The organism is Trabulsiella odontotermitis (assembly GCF_001188485.1).
Taxonomy (GTDB): domain Bacteria; phylum Pseudomonadota; class Gammaproteobacteria; order Enterobacterales; family Enterobacteriaceae; genus Trabulsiella; species Trabulsiella odontotermitis_A.
On sequence record NZ_JNGH01000053.1, the window covers coordinates 1 to 15,120 of the forward strand.

General features: G+C 55.1%; 9 protein-coding genes and 4 pseudogenes. 9 read left to right on the top strand and 4 right to left on the bottom strand.

What is annotated here, in order from left to right:
- Positions 1–370, bottom strand: a 370-nt coding sequence (locus GM30_RS03785) for a THUMP domain-containing protein (protein WP_238582601.1), incomplete at its 3' end; no start/stop codon positions are given.
- A 97-nt stretch (positions 371–467) separates the two neighbouring features.
- Here GM30_RS03785 and GM30_RS03790 point away from each other — a divergent pair.
- The gene (locus GM30_RS03790) at positions 468–1,577 is read left to right on the top strand and encodes a YcbX family protein (RefSeq protein ID WP_049847546.1); all 1,110 of its coding nucleotides are present in this window, start codon (positions 468–470) and stop codon (positions 1,575–1,577) included.
- On the opposite strand, the gene zapC is transcribed toward GM30_RS03790, so the two are convergent.
- Both zapC and pyrD read right to left on the bottom strand, forming a co-directional pair.
- A complete protein-coding gene (gene zapC, locus GM30_RS03795) occupies positions 1,574–2,116 on the bottom strand; it encodes a cell division protein ZapC (protein ID WP_049847547.1) in 543 nt (180 codons plus the stop codon). The genes GM30_RS03790 and zapC overlap by 4 nt on opposite strands.
- Before the next feature lie 186 nt (positions 2,117–2,302).
- Complete coding sequence (pyrD, locus tag GM30_RS03800; RefSeq protein ID WP_049847548.1) at positions 2,303–3,313, bottom strand: quinone-dependent dihydroorotate dehydrogenase; 1,011 nt, start codon at positions 3,311–3,313, stop codon at positions 2,303–2,305.
- Between the two features lie 229 nt (positions 3,314–3,542).
- Between pyrD and ssuE the strand changes: the two genes are divergently transcribed.
- From ssuE to ssuB, 5 genes and pseudogenes are all read left to right on the top strand, one after another.
- Positions 3,543–4,112 carry an NADPH-dependent FMN reductase gene (gene ssuE, locus GM30_RS03805; protein ID WP_049847549.1) on the top strand — a complete coding sequence of 190 codons (570 nt, stop codon included), beginning with the start codon at positions 3,543–3,545 and terminating at the stop codon, positions 4,110–4,112.
- Positions 4,105–5,073, top strand: a complete 969-nt coding sequence (locus GM30_RS03810) for a sulfonate ABC transporter substrate-binding protein (RefSeq protein ID WP_049847550.1) — start codon at positions 4,105–4,107, stop codon at positions 5,071–5,073. Before ssuE ends, GM30_RS03810 begins: the two co-directional genes overlap by 8 nt.
- Positions 5,070–6,215: an FMNH2-dependent alkanesulfonate monooxygenase gene (ssuD, locus tag GM30_RS03815; protein WP_049847551.1), complete on the top strand. Its 1,146-nt coding sequence runs from the start codon at positions 5,070–5,072 to the stop codon at positions 6,213–6,215. Before GM30_RS03810 ends, ssuD begins: the two co-directional genes overlap by 4 nt.
- A 10-nt stretch (positions 6,216–6,225) precedes the next feature.
- Positions 6,226–6,944 (top strand): annotated as a pseudogene (gene ssuC / locus GM30_RS03820) (aliphatic sulfonate ABC transporter permease SsuC).
- A pseudogene (gene ssuB, locus GM30_RS03830) lies at positions 6,941–7,671 on the top strand (aliphatic sulfonates ABC transporter ATP-binding protein). Before ssuC ends, ssuB begins: the two co-directional pseudogenes overlap by 4 nt.
- 38 nt (positions 7,672–7,709) lie before the next feature.
- Here ssuB and pepN read toward each other — a convergent pair.
- A pseudogene (gene pepN / locus GM30_RS03835) lies at positions 7,710–10,261 on the bottom strand (aminopeptidase N).
- Positions 10,262–10,586: 325 nt separating this feature from the next.
- Between pepN and pncB the strand changes: the two are divergent.
- The 3 genes and pseudogenes from pncB to GM30_RS03850 all read left to right on the top strand — a co-directional run bounded on the left by pncB (position 10,587) and on the right by GM30_RS03850 (position 14,939).
- Positions 10,587–11,789 carry a nicotinate phosphoribosyltransferase gene (pncB, locus tag GM30_RS03840; RefSeq protein ID WP_049847555.1) on the top strand — a complete coding sequence of 401 codons (1,203 nt, stop codon included), beginning with the start codon at positions 10,587–10,589 and terminating at the stop codon, positions 11,787–11,789.
- Between the two features lie 165 nt (positions 11,790–11,954).
- A pseudogene (gene asnS, locus GM30_RS03845) lies at positions 11,955–13,272 on the top strand (asparagine--tRNA ligase).
- Positions 13,273–13,841: 569 nt separating this feature from the next.
- Positions 13,842–14,939 (top strand): porin, encoded by a 1,098-nt coding sequence (locus tag GM30_RS03850; RefSeq protein ID WP_049847554.1) that lies wholly within the window; start codon positions 13,842–13,844, stop codon positions 14,937–14,939.
- Positions 14,940–15,120: the final 181 nt, after the last annotated feature.

Consider the following 15,120-nt stretch of genomic DNA (forward strand, 5'->3'; position numbering starts at 1 on the left):
CCTTACGGGTGAAGCTGTCGACGATAGCATCTTTCACGCGCACGGCACCAAACTGGCTGTTGCGGATCTCATCATTCAGGCCGTTGAAGCTTACGGCGAAGGTCGCGCCAGGGCTGAAAATCTCCGTCCAGTTCACCGCCTGCACGCCGAGGTAGAGATCGAGATCGCTGTACACTTTGCACTCGCCCAGCGGCATCATGATACGTGACGCCAGACGGCTCCACATCAGGCTTTGGTACAGAAGCCGCGTGTCGCCCTGAAAATGGACACCACCCTGAACCACCTGGCAGCCTTCGGCGCCAAGCCCTTCCAGTTCAGTTTTTAACAGCTCTTCCAGCCCACGGGCCGTACTGGCAAACAGAGATTTCATATCGTCACTTTTATCAAACAAAATTGTTGCGCATTATAGCCAATCTGCGGCCTATGTCATAAAGTTAAAGGCTTATTTTGGCTTCAGGAAGTGTGCCATGGCGACGTTATCACGACTTTTTATTCACCCGATCAAATCTATGCGCGGCATTGGCCTGACCCATGCTTTCGCCGACATCAGCGGCATGGCCTTCGATCGCATCTTTATGGTTACCGAGCCAGACGGCACTTTCATTACCGCCCGCCAGTTCCCGCAGATGGTCAGATTTACCCCCGCGCCGCTGCATGACGGCCTGCACCTGACCGCGCCGGATGGCAGCAGCGCCATCATTCGCTTTGCCGATTTTGCGCCTCAGGATGCGCCAACGGAAGTGTGGAGCAATCATTTTACCGCGCGGATTGCGCCGGAAGCGATCAACCAGTGGCTGAGTGGCTTTTTCAAACGTGACGTTCAACTACGCTGGGTGGGACCGGCGCTGACCCGTCGGGTGAAGAAACACGACGCTGTGCCGCTCTCTTTCGCCGATGGTTTTCCCTATCTGCTCGCCACCGAAGCGTCGTTGCGGGATTTACAGCAGCGTTGTTCTGCCAGCGTGCGCATCGAACAGTTCCGCCCGAACCTGGTGGTTACCGGCACGGCGGCCTGGGAAGAAGATACCTGGAAAGTGATCCGCATCGGCGAGGTGGTTTTCGACATCGCCAAACCCTGCAGCCGCTGCATTTTTACCACCGTCAGCCCGGAGCGCGGGCAAAAACACCCCGCCGGTGAGCCGTTACGTACCCTGCAGTCTTTCCGCACCGCGCTGGACAACGGCGATGTCGATTTCGGTCAAAACCTGATTGCCCGCAACAGCGGCGTGGTGCGCGTTGGCGACAGCGTTGAGGTACTGGCGACCAAACCGGCACGGCGTTATGGCGCAGGCCAGGTGGATGAGTCGCTGGCGGTTGAGAAACAGGAAGACGCGGCGCTGGATATCGAATGGCAGAGTGAGACCTTTTCCGGCAATAATCAACAAATTTTGCTGGAACAACTGGAACAACAGGGAATTCGGATTCCTTATTCGTGCCGGGCGGGGATTTGCGGAAGCTGTCGGATAACGTTGCTGGACGGGGAAGTCACACCGCTGAAGAAAAATGCGGTCGCGAAAGATGGCACCATTCTGTGCTGTAGTTGCGTACCCAAAACCGCGCTGCGGTTGGGCAATTAAACGGCCTGGACGAGGGTATAATCCGTGACTACCGGTTGCGGCTGTAACCGGTCATTCATCACTTTGATAGCATCGCCAAGCTGCATGGTGCGCCCGGCCAGCGTCAAGCCCGGCTGGGCCAGCAGACACAGCGCGGCATTCTCACCCGGCTCTACCACCAGCAACGTCACCTGCTGACCGCTGTCGCTCAGCCAGACGCAGGCAGCATCGCCGAGTGCCGGCTGCCAGTGCGAATTGTGGGCGATAAAATGCCAGCTTTTTGGCATTTGGGGTTTCAGATAACGAATCGCCACCAGCGCATTCAGAATCAGTTCGGCGCGGTGTTCTTTAGAAAGGTCGAACTGGCGGCATTTCTCTTCAAAGGAGAAATAAAGCGCAGCGTCATCCACGCAAAAGCCCGAAGGACAGAATGCGTCCGGCGTTAACATCCGGCGGGCAAAACGCGAACGAAACAACATACCATTGGCTAAATCGAGCATCATTCGGTCATGCTCTTCATCAAAATACCAACGCCAGTTATCATCAGGTTTAATTCGCATATTCTTCTCCATCCGCATCAGCATCCCTGTTTTGCCAACATGCTTTTCCGTTTCCGCTTCGCTTAATTTTTCTAAATGTAATGAAAGACTAAAATGTTTAAATAAGCAACAATGAGGGAATATAAAACAACCAGGGCTGGAAATAAAGCCCTGGTTGTTAATATCGGACGAAAAGCGGATAAAAAATCAGATGTGAGTAACGATTTCTTTAATCAACGGCGGACCTTTAAAAATAAAGCCCGAATAAATTTGTACCAACGTTGCCCCGGCCGCTATCTTCTCGCGTGCCGCAATCACCGAGTCGATGCCACCGACGCCAATAATCGGCAAACGGCCATTTAATTCCGCCGACAGCTGGCGAATAATTTCGGTACTCTTTAATTGCAACGGACGACCGCTAAGGCCTCCGGTTTCATCGCAATGTTTCATTCCCTGGACAAGGGATCGATCTAACGTGGTGTTCGTTGCAATAACACCATCGATATTATGGCGAACTAAACTGTCGGCAACCTGGATCAATTCTTCAGAAGAAAGATCCGGGGCGATCTTCACAGCCACTGGAACATATTTATGATGCTTCGCCTGGAGTTCATTCTGTTTATTTTTAATACCAGAAAGAAGATCGTCGAGGGCATCGCCATATTGTAGCGTACGCAGGCCTGGCGTATTAGGTGAAGAGATATTAATCGCGATATATCCGGCATAGGCATAGACTTTTTCCATGCAAATCAGATAGTCATCTTTTCCCTGCTCAACCGGCGTATCTTTATTTTTGCCGATATTAATCCCGAGAATGCCGTCGAAATGGGCTTTTTTGACGTTCTCCACCAGGTTATCCACCCCGAGGTTATTAAAGCCCATACGGTTGATCAGACCTTCGGCATCGACCAGACGGAAGATCCTCGGCTTGTCATTTCCCGGCTGCGGGCGCGGCGTCACCGTCCCAATCTCGATCGAACCGAATCCCATGGCGCCGAGCGCGTCAATGCATTCGCCATTCTTATCGAGGCCGGCGGCAAGACCCAACGGATTCTTGAACGTCAGACCCATGCAGGTGACCGGTTTCGTCGGCACTTTCTGGCGCACCAGCGCTTCCAGCGGCGTTCCCGTTACACGACGTAATTGTTGGAATGTTAATTCATGAGCGCGCTCAGGATCGAGCTGAAACAGGGCTTTACGAACGAAAGGGTAGTACATGAACTCTCCTGGATTCCCGGTGTGCAAACCGGGGGCGTATTATGTTCGATCCCGTCGCGAAAGGGAATTGACCTGCGGCAAAAAAGCGCCATGAAAACGCAAACGTTTCCTTGATAGTCATATTTCAGCAATTCAGTCCCGGATAAATCATTTAGTAATCCCTCCCCGCTCTGCGATAAATGTTATCAATGTTAGATAAAAGCAAACATTTGGTTATATAGGAGGGGTTATGCGTCGAGTCATTACGTTGGCGGGCAGTCCACGCTATCCGTCACGTTCCAGCGCCTTGCTGGAATATGCGCGGGAGAAGCTGTCCCATGCTGACATCGAAGTTTTCCACTGGCATCTGCAAAATTTCGAACCAGAAGATTTGATTTATGCCCGCTTCGACAGTCCGGCGCTGCAGACGTTCATCGAGCAGCTCATGAGTGCAGACGGGCTTATCGTCGCCACGCCGGTCTATAAAGCCTCGTTTTCCGGCGCGCTGAAAACGCTGCTGGATCTGCTGCCCGAACGGGCACTGGAAGGGAAAGTCGTCCTGCCCGTCGCCACGGGCGGTACCATCGCGCATATGCTGGCGGTCGATTACGCGCTGAAACCGGTGTTAAACGCGCTTAAAGCGCAGGAGATCCTGCACGGCGTGTTTGCCGACGACAGCCAGGTCATTGATTACCAGCATCAGCCCAAATTTACCCCCAATCTGCAGCACCGTCTCGACGGCGCGCTGGAAACCTTCTGGCAGGCGCTGCAACGTCGAGAACCCGCGTTTCTGACATTACAGGGAGTTGCCCATGCGTGATTTATTCAACTGGCGAATACAGTCTCTGGCGCTGACCGGCCTGCTTACGTTGTCTGCCTGGAGCCAGGCGGCACAACCCGCCCCGGACGCCCTGCGTATCGGCTATCAGAAAGGCAGCGTCAGCCNGGCCAAAAGCCATCAGTTTCTGGAAAAGCGCTATCCGGACACACAGATTTCCTGGGTGGAATTCCCCGCCGGACCGCAAATGCTGGAAGCGCTAAACGTCGGCAGTATTGATCTGGGCAGCACCGGCGATATTCCGCCGATCTTCGCCCAGGCGGCAGGGGCGGATCTGGTGTACGTCGGCGTGGAACCGGCCAAACCGAAAGCGGAAGTGATCCTGGTGCCGAAAGACAGCGCGATCAAAACCGTCGCCGATCTGAAAGGCCATAAGGTGGCGTTTCAGAAAGGTTCCAGCTCGCACAACCTGCTGTTGCGCGCGCTCCAGCAGGCAGGGCTTAAATTCACTGATATTCAGCCGGTTTATTTGACGCCCGCCGATGCCCGCGCCGCGTTCCAGCAAAATAACGTCGATGCCTGGGCCATCTGGGATCCTTACTATTCTGCCGCTCTGTTGCAGGGCGGCGTACGGGTGTTGAAAGACGGCACCTCGCTCAAACAAACGGGCTCCTTCTACCTCGCCGCGCGCCCGTATGCCGAGAAAAACGGCGAGTTTATTCAGGGCGTACTGGACACCTTCAGCCAGGCCGATGCCTTAACCCAAAGCCAGCGGCAGGAAAGCATCACCCTGCTGGCAAAAACCATGGGGTTACCGGAGCCGGTGATCGCCAGCTATCTCGATCATCGCCCGCCGACGGTGATCGCCCCGGTTAATGAGGCCACGGCCGTGCTGCAGCAGCAAACGGCGGATCTCTTTTATGAAAATCGTCTGGTGCCGAAGAAGATCGACATCCGCACCCGCATCTGGCACCCCACTTCCCTACAAGGAGCGAAATCATGAGCCTGAATCTGTTCTGGTTTTTACCGACGCACGGTGATGGTCACTATCTTGGCAGCGACGAGGGCGCACGCCCGGTGGATCACGATTATCTGCAGCAGATAGCCCAGGCCGCCGACAGGCTCGGATTTACCGGCGTACTGATCCCGACAGGGCGCTCCTGTGAAGACGCCTGGCTGGTCGCCGCGTCGATGATCCCGGTGACCCGGCGGCTGAAATTTCTGGTCGCGCTCCGCCCGAGCGTGATTTCGCCGACGGTGGCCGCACGTCAGGCCGCCACGCTGGATCGTCTGTCAAACGGCCGCGCCCTGTTTAACCTGGTGACCGGCAGCGATCCGCAGGAGCTGGCCGGCGACGGCGTGTTTCTCGATCACACCGCGCGCTATGAAGCTTCTGCCGAATTTACCCATATCTGGCGGCGGTTGCTGGAAGGGGAAACCGTCGATTTTGACGGCAAATACCAGCGCGTGCGGGGGGCTAAATTGCTCTTCCCACCGATACAACAGCCGCGCCCGCCGCTCTACTTTGGCGGCTCTTCCGATGTGGCGCAGGATCTGGCCGCTGAGCAAGTTGATCTCTACCTGACGTGGGGCGAACCGCCTGAGCAGGTGAAAGAGAAAATCGCCCAGGTGCGGGAAAAAGCGGCCCGTCATGGGCGCCAGGTGCGCTTTGGCATTCGCCTGCACGTGATTGTGCGTGAAACGAACGAAGAGGCCTGGCAGGCGGCGGATCGTCTTATTTCGCATCTCGATGATGAGATCATCGCCAAAGCCCAGGCGGCCTTCGCACAAACCGATTCGGTGGGTCAGCATCGCATGGCGGCGCTACACAACGGTCGTCGTGAAAATCTGGAAATCAGCCCCAACCTGTGGGCTGGCGTTGGCCTGGTGCGCGGTGGTGCCGGTACCGCGCTGGTGGGCGATGGTCCGACGGTCGCCGCACGCATTAACGAATATGCGGCGCTGGGCATCGACAGCTTTATTTTATCTGGCTATCCGCATCTGGAAGAGGCCTACAAGGTGGGCGAGTTGCTGTTCCCGCATCTGGACGTCGCGATTCCTGAAGCGCCGCAGCACGGCACGCTGCAACAGCAGGGAGAAGCTGTCGCCAACGCGTTTATTCCGCGCAAAGTGGCGCAGAGCTGAGGAGCGTATGATGACTACGACATCCACGGCTCTGCTGCGACGCGTCGCCCCCTGGCTGCTTCCCGCCGGGATCGTCATCATCTGGCAAATCGCCTCTTCTACCGGCTGGCTCTCCACCCGCATTCTGCCTTCTCCGGAAGGCGTGGTGGAGGCGTTCTGGTCATTATCCTCCAGTGGAGAGCTATGGCAGCATCTGGCGATCAGCGCCTGGCGCGCGGTGATCGGCTTTTCCATCGGCGGATCAATTGGCCTGACGCTGGGGCTGATTAGCGGGCTGTCACGCTGGGGCGAGCGGCTACTGGACACGTCTATCCAGATGCTGCGCAACGTGCCGCATCTGGCACTAATCCCGCTGGTGATCCTGTGGTTTGGCATTGATGAGAGCGCCAAAATTTTCCTCGTGGCGTTGGGGACGCTGTTCCCGATTTATATCAACACCTGGCACGGGATCCGCAATATCGATCGCGGGCTGGTGGAGATGGCGCGCAGCTACGGGCTGTCGGGCTTTGCGCTGTTCCGCCACGTGATCCTGCCGGGCGCCCTGCCCTCAATTATGGTCGGCGTGCGCTTTGCCCTCGGCCTGATGTGGCTGACGCTGATTGTGGCGGAAACCATTTCCGCCAACGCCGGNNCCTGCTGGGCAAGCTGGCTGACGTCAGTGCACAGGGGCTGGAACGCCTCTGGCTGCGCTGGAACCCCGCCTACTCTTCGAAAGAGGCAAACGCATGAATACCGCACGCTTGAATCAGGGAACGCCGCTGTTGCTGAACGGCGTGACCAAACGCTACGGCGAAAACACCATTCTCAACGCGCTGGATCTGCACATCCCCGCCGGGCAATTTGTCGCGGTGGTCGGGCGCAGCGGCGGCGGCAAAAGTACGCTGCTGCGTTTGCTCGCCGGTCTGGAAGCGCCCAACGGTGGGGAGATACTGGCAGGCTGATGTTTCAGGACGCCCGACTGCTGCCGTGGAAAACCGTGATCGACAACGTCGGTCTGGGGCTGAAAGGCCACTGGCGGAATGCGGCGCGTCAGGCGCTGGCGTCAGTGGGGCTGGAAAATCGCGCTGGCGAATGGCCCGCCGCGCTTTCCGGCGGGCAAAAGCAGCGTGTGGCGCTGGCCCGCGCGCTGATCCATCGCCCTGGCCTGTTGCTGCTTGACGAGCCGCTGGGTGCCCTTGATGCGTTAACCCGCATTGAGATGCAGGATCTGATCGTATCGCTGTGGCAGGAACATGGATTTACGGTGCTGCTGGTGACGCATGACGTCAGCGAGGCGGTAGCGATGGCCGATCGCGTGCTGCTTATCGAAGACGGTAAGATCGGTCTGGATCTGACGGTGGATATTCCCCGTCCGCGGCGAGTGGGTCTGGCACGGCTGGCGGAGCTGGAAGCAGAGGTGTTGGATCGGGTGATGAAGCGTGGTTCAAATGAATTGCCTGCCAGAAAGCACGGTTAAAAAAGTCCGGTGGCGTATGTGCCACCGGACTTTTTATATCAGGCCAGCGCCTTCGTGATCTTCTCGAACAGATCGCCGGAGAGATTTTCCAGCCCTTTCAGCTGTTCCAGCGCGGCGCGCATTTTCTCCTGACGTTTCGCATCGTAGCGTTTCAGACGAATCAACGGCTCAATCAGACGCGACGCCACCTGAGGGTTGCGACGGTTGAGATCGGTCAGCATCTCCACCAGGAACTGATAGCCGCTGCCGTCTTCCGCATGGAACGCCGCCGGGGTGCTGCNAACAGGCTACGCACGGTGTTCAGCACGTCGTCCGCCGGGCTGGTGGCCTGCAGAATGAACCACTTGTCCATGACCAGACCATCCTGATGCCACTTGTCGTCGTACTCCTGCATCAGCGCATCGCGGCACGGCAGTTGTGCGGCAACCGCTGACGCCAGCGCGGCCAGCGCATCGGTCATGTTGTCGGCGTGGTGATACTGCTCGCGCACCAGTCGATCCGCCAGCTCCGCTTCCCCAAACGCCAGATAGCGCAGGCAGGTATTGCGCAGCGAACGCTTGCCGATGTCAGCGTGTTCCACGCGATAGCTGTCGAGCGCGTTTGCGTTATAAACGGCAAAGAATTCATCCGCCAGTTCGTTCGCCAGCGTCCGCGTCAGCGCTTCCCGTACGGTGGCGATGGCAATAGGATCGATGATGTCGAACAGTTCAGCAATTTCACTGGCCGACGGCAGCGTGAGAATTTCCGCCGCCAGCGCCGGATCGATCTTCTCATCAAGCAGAATCGCGCGGAAGGCGTCAGCGACATGTACCGGCAACGACAGCGGCTGCCCCTGCTGATGGCGGGCTACGTTTAGTTTGATGTAGGTCGCCAGCAGGCTTTGCGCCGCATCCCAACGGGAGAAGTCATTGCGCGCGTGGCGCATCAGGAACGTTAACTGCTGATCGCTCCATTTATATTCCAGTTTTACCGGTGCGGAGAATTCGCGCAGCAGCGACGGCACCGGCTGGAAATAGACGTTATCAAACACGAACGTCTGTTCCGCCTGGGTGACGTTCAGCACGTGATGCACCGGGTGGCCGCCCTTCTGCAGCGGGATCGCTTTGCCTTCGTTGTCATACAGTTCGATATCGAAAGGAATGTGCAGCGGCTGTTTTTCCGGCTGATCCGGCGTGGCTGGCGTACGCTGTTTGATGGTCAGCGTGTACTGTTCAGTTTCCGGATTGTAGTCATCATGCACGGTGACGACCGGCGTTCCGGACTGGCTGTACCAGCGGCGGAAATGGGAGAGATCGACGTTTGACGCGTCTTCCATCGCCTGCACGAAATCGTCACAGGTCGCGGCGCTGCCGTCGTGGCGCTCAAAGTAAAGCTGCATCCCTTTCTGGAAATTCGCTTCGCCGAGTAACGTGTGCATCATGCGGATCACTTCTGCGCCCTTCTCATACACCGTCAGGGTATAGAAGTTGTTCATTTCGATGACCATGTCCGGGCGAATCGGGTGCGCCATCGGACTGGCATCTTCCGCAAATTGCATACCGCGCATGGTGCGCACGTTGTTAATGCGGTTAACCGCGCGTGAGCCGAGGTCAGAGCTGAATTCCTGATCGCGGAAGACAGTCAGGCCCTCTTTCAGGCTGAGCTGGAACCAGTCGCGGCAGGTGACGCGGTTGCCGGTCCAGTTATGGAAATACTCGTGACCAATCACGCGTTCGATATCGAGATAGTCTTTGTCGGTGGCAGTATCGGTGCGGGCGAGTACATATTTGGAGTTAAAGATATTCAGCCCTTTGTTTTCCATCGCCCCCATGTTGAAGAAGTCGACGGCGACAATCATATAGATGTCGAGATCGTATTCGAGGCCGAAACGCGCTTCGTCCCACTTCATCGAGTTTTGCAGGGAGGTCATCGCCCACGGTGCGCGATCGAGGTTGCCGCGGTCGACGTACAGTTCCAGCGCCACTTCACGACCGGAACGGGTGGTGAAGGTGTCGCGCAGTACGTCGAAATCCCCTGCCACTAAGGCAAACAGGTAACACGGTTTCGGGAAGGGATCCTGCCATTGCACCCAGTGACGGCCGTTCTCCAGCTCGCCCTGCGCAATGCGGTTGCCGTTGGAGAGCAGGAACGGGTATTTACTCTTGTCGGCGATAACTTTGGTGGTGAACCGCGCCAGCACGTCAGGGCGGTCAAGATACCAGGTAATATGACGGAAACCTTCCGCTTCGCACTGGGTGCAAAGCGCTTCGCCGGACTGGTACAGCCCTTCCAGCGCGGTGTTGGCGGACGGGCTGATTTCGTTGACGATGCGCAGCGTGAAGCGCTCCGGCAAAGCGGAAATCACCAGCTGGTTATTCTCTTCTTTATAATCAGTCCACGGCTGGTCGTTCACATGAAGGGAAACCAGCGTTAAATCTTCGCCATCAAGACGCAGAGGCACATCAGAAGACGCAGCATGCCGGGATACCTGGCTTTCGGCCGTCACAACGGTTTTCGCGGCATCCAGGTCAAAGGTCAAGTCAATATCGCTAATCAGGTAATCCGGCGCACGGTAGTCGTGGCGGTATTTGGCTTGGGGCTGTTGTGTCATAAAAAACCTTTAGCATCTTTGTAAAGTATCGACTCCAGTCTATTCCTGTTGTGACAATCTCGCTACGCAGAATGTTCATCTTTTCAGGGGTAAACACGCTAATTGCTACATTCATATAACATTGAGGCACGAAATGCTCTCGACCAGAGCATCTGCTTGTGGTGTGATCCATGTTCAATATATTAAACTAGCTCCTGGACATGACCGCCGCAGACGATGCCGCGTTCATTGCAGGACATAGCCTGGTTATCAAGGTATACTCCTGCGTTTTTTATCTGCCTGTTTTTGATGGAAACGCTCCCGTGAGAGGATGCTACTGCGCGCCATGACACAATTTGCAACTCCGGTTCTGCACACGCTGCTGGATACAGATGCCTACAAACTGCACATGCAGCAGGCTGTTTTTCACCACTACTATGATGTACATGTGGCTGCTGAATTCCGCTGCCGTGGTGACGACCTGCTGGGCATCTATGCCGATGCGATTCGTGAGCAGGTGGACGCAATGCGTTCGCTTAAGCTGCAGGACGACGAGTACCGCTGGCTCTCCGGCCTGCCTTTCTTTAAGCAGGACTACCTCGACTGGCTACGCGACTTCCGTTACGACCCGCGGCAGGTCACTATTAGCAACGACAACGGCAAGCTGAACATTCGCCTGTCCGGTCCGTGGCGTGAAGTGATCATGTGGGAAGTACCGCTGCTGGCGGTGATCAGCGAACTGGTGCATCGCTACCGCTCTGCGGAAACCGGCGTACCTCAGGCGCTGGACACGCTTGAGCACAAGCTTGAAGATTTTGCGCAGATGACGGCGGATCTTGATATGTCCGCGTTTCGTCTGATGGATTTCGGCACCCGCCGCCGCTTCTCCCGTGAGGTGCAACAGGCGATTGTACAGCGTCTGCAACAGGAACCGTGGTTTATCGGCACCAGCAACTATGACCTCGCCCGCCGCCTCTCTCTGACGCCGATGGGCACCCAGGCGCACGAATGGTTCCAGGCGCATCAGCAAATCAGTCCCGATCTGGCCACCAGCCAGCGCGCGGCGCTAGCCGCCTGGCTTGATGAATACCCGGAACAACTGGGGATCGCCCTCACCGACTGCATCACCATGGACGCATTCCTGCGTGATTTCGGGCCGGAATTCGCTACCCGTTACCAGGGACTGCGCCACGACTCCGGCGACCCGGTGGAATGGGGTGAAAAAGCCATCGCCCATTATCAGAAACTCGGCATCGACCCGCTCAGTAAAGTGCTGGTTTTCTCGGACAATCTCGATTTAGCCAAAGCCGTCGATCTTTATCGTCACTTCTCTTCACGAGTGAATTTAAGCTTCGGTATCGGTACGCGCCTGACCTGCGACATTCCGCAGGTAAAACCACTAAATATTGTCATTAAGCTGGTGGAATGTAATGGCAAGCCGGTAGCGAAACTCTCCGACAGCCCGGGGAAAACCATCTGTCACGACAAGGCATTTGTTCGCGCGCTTCGCGAAGCCTTCGATTTGCCGCAGGTCAAAAAAGCCAGCTAAATAGCAAAAGGGAGCCCGATGGCTCCCTTCTTCTTTATTTATTTATCATTTTCTCTCTGTTGAGCTGCGAAATCTACTTGTCTGATAGCGGATGACAGGTAACATAGATAACTCCCTTTTCAGGGAGAAATGACATTTTTATTGGACTACTACAGAGAGATTATTATGAGCGTTGTGCCTGTTGCCGACGTACTCCAGGGCCGCGTAGCCGTTGACAGCGAAGTCACCGTGCGCGGATGGGTGCGTACCCGCCGAGATTCAAAAGCTGGTTTCTCCTTCGTCGCCGTCTATGACGGTTCCTGCTTTGATCCTGTACAGGCCGTCGCTAATAATTCTCTGCCCAATTACAATCAGGAAGTGCTGCGTCTGACGACCGGTTGCTCGGTGATCGTTACCGGCAAAGTGGTGGCTTCTCCGGGCCAAGCGCCACAGCATCGAGTATCTGCGTGAAGTCGCGCACCTGCGTCCGCGCACTAACCTGATTGGCGCCGTTGCACGCGTACGCCATACGCTGGCGCAGGCGCTGCACCGTTTCTTTGATGAGCAGGGTTTCTTCTGGGTGTCTACGCCGCTGATTACCGCGTCCGATACCGAAGGCGCTGGCGAGATGTTCCGCGTGTCCACGCTGGATCTGGAAAACCTGCCGCGCAACGATCAGGGCAAAGTGGATTACGACAAAGACTTCTTTGGCAAAGAATCCTTCCTGACCGTTTCGGGCCAGTTGAACGGTGAAACCTACGCCTGTGCGCTGTCGAAAATTTACACCTTCGGCCCGACCTTCCGCGCTGAAAATTCCAACACCAGCCGCCACCTCGCGGAATTCTGGATGCTGGAGCCGGAAGTGGCGTTTGCCGATCTCGAAGACAACGCCCGTCTGGCGGAAGCCATGCTGAAGTATGTCTTCAAAGCGGTGCTTGACGAACGTATGGACGACATGAAGTTCTTCGCTGAGCGCGTGGATAAAGACGCCATCGAACGTCTGGAACGTTTTATCAGTGCTGACTTTGCTCAGGTAGATTACACCGATGCGGTCACCATTCTGGAAAACTGCGGTCAGACGTTCGAAAACCCGGTGTACTGGGGCGTGGATCTCTCTTCGGAGCATGAGCGCTATCTTGCTGAGCAGCACTTTAAAGCGCCGGTGGTTGTCAAAAACTACCCGAAAGAGATCAAAGCGTTCTATATGCGTCTGAACGAAGACAACAAAACCGTTGCCGCGATGGACGTGCTGGCGCCGGGCATCGGTGAAATCATCGGTGGCTCACAGCGTGAAGAGCGTCTTGATGTTCTGGATGCGCGTATGGCCGAGATGGGACTCAATAAAGAGGACTACTGGTGGTACCGCGATCTGCGTCGTTACGGCACGGTGCCGCATGCTGGTTTCGGTCTGGGCTTTGAGCGTCTCATTGCCTACGTCACCGGTGTGCAGAACGTTCGTGATGTAATCCCGTTCCCGCGCACGCCGCGTAACGCGAGCTTCTAAGTTCATAAAATCGAAAGCCAGCTGTAAAGCTGGCTTTTTTTGTCCCTCTGTTCTTGCCGCCTTCCTTTTCTTCTCAACACTCCCGTTAAGTCGCGTAACATTTGCGAACAAAATATAACCAGATTCTTACTTGCCGATCAGACTATACGCATCCCTTAGCACAAACTTTAACCAACTCCAAAGCGGTACGGATGGCTAAGCGCACAAAAAGCAAAATCCGCGAATCGTATCTTTTTCGCACTAATAAAAGCGTTTTCTGATTTTAATATAAGTTTTTCAGATAGATAGCTAAGGGTTCGGAGAACTTTACAGCACACTTCCAGGAACTTTGAGATGGTTCACAAAGTTCCCTGATTTACACAAATTATTACACATTATTTCTTTTCGTAACTTATTTAGGAGATTTGTAGCACTTTCAGGCTAGCGAAACGTTGTCATGAATGGAAATATTCGTCCTAGATACAGAAAGACACCAAACTCTCATCAATAGTTCCGTAAATTTTCATTGACGGAATTTATTGGCGGCAGTGGCGAGTGTTAATAAAAAAACCTAATGAGGGTAATAAATAATGATGAAGCGCAATATCCTGGCAGTGGTTATCCCTGCCTTGTTAGTAGCTGGTGCGGCAAACGCAGCAGAAATCTATAACAAAAATGCCAACAAGCTGGATCTGTACGGCAAAGTAGTTGGTGAGCACGGCTTTGTTACCTCTGGTGACAACACCACTAACGGTGACTCTTCTTACGCTCAGATCGGTGTAAAAGGCGAAACTCAGATCAACGATCAGCTGACCGGTTACGGCCAGTTCGAATATCGTATGCTGGCTAACGAAGCTGAAGGTTCTCAGGTCAACAAAACTCGTCTGGCGTTTGCTGGTCTGAAAATTGCTGACTTCGGTTCTATCGACTACGGCCGTAACTACGGTATCGTCTACGACGTAGAAGCGCTCACCGACGTGGCACCGTCCTTCTCTGGCGAAACCTGGGCGGGCAGCACTGACAACTACATGAACAACCGTTCTACTGGCCTGCTGACCTATCGCAACAGCGACTTCTTCGGTCTGGTTGATGGTCTGAACTTTGGTATCCAGTACCAGGGTAAAAACGACCGTGATAACCTGAAACAGGCAAACGGCGACGGCGTAGGTTACTCTCTGGGCTATGATTTCGCCGAAGGTTTCGGCGTGATTGCTGCGTACAGCAATGCTAACCGTACCACTGCTGACAACGGCGGCCAGAAAGCTGACGGCCGTGGCGACAAAGCTGAAGCCTGGGCGTTCGGTACCAAATACGATGCGAACAACATCTACCTGGCAGCGATCTATTCCGAAACCCGTAACCAGACTGCTACTACTTTAGAGGATGTCTATGACATCGCTAACAAAACTCAGAACTTTGAAGTAGTTGCTCAGTACCAGTTCGACTTCGGTCTGCGTCCGTCCGTATCTTACGTACAGACGAAAGGTAAAGACCTGGTTGCTGCAGACGGTTCTTACTACGACCGTGACCTGGCTAAATACATCACTGTGGGTTCTTACTACTACTTCAACAAGAACTTCAACGTGTATGCTGACTACCGTATCAACCTGCTGGACGAAGACGATGCTCCGACCGCGCTGGTTGGTGTAGACGACCAGGTTACCCTGGGTGTTGCATACCAGTTCTAATCAGTACGCCACTTTGTTATATGCTTAAAAAACAGGGCTTCGGCCCTGTTTTTTTGTGTCCGGCAGTAAAAAATGGTGAGTTTTGAGAAGTCGCTCGCTTTTCGTCGCAAACGGTTGGCAATTTAGAAATCTCCCGTTAACCTGATATCGGAATTCCCTTCTGTAACCACAATGGAACCTC

Bases quoted from the DNA above. Each gene is read 5' to 3' on its own strand.
- GM30_RS03790 (WP_049847546.1), top strand. From the start codon at position 468: ATGGCGACGTTATCACGACTTTTTATTCACCCGATCAAATCTATGCGC.
- zapC (WP_049847547.1), bottom strand. From the start codon at position 2,116: ATGCGAATTAAACCTGATGATAACTGGCGTTGGTATTTTGATGAAGAG.
- pyrD (WP_049847548.1), bottom strand. From the start codon at position 3,313: ATGTACTACCCTTTCGTTCGTAAAGCCCTGTTTCAGCTCGATCCTGAG.
- ssuE (WP_049847549.1), top strand. From the start codon at position 3,543: ATGCGTCGAGTCATTACGTTGGCGGGCAGTCCACGCTATCCGTCACGT.
- ssuD (WP_049847551.1), top strand. From the start codon at position 5,070: ATGAGCCTGAATCTGTTCTGGTTTTTACCGACGCACGGTGATGGTCAC.
- pncB (WP_049847555.1), top strand. From the start codon at position 10,587: ATGACACAATTTGCAACTCCGGTTCTGCACACGCTGCTGGATACAGAT.
- GM30_RS03850 (WP_049847554.1), top strand. From the start codon at position 13,842: ATGATGAAGCGCAATATCCTGGCAGTGGTTATCCCTGCCTTGTTAGTA.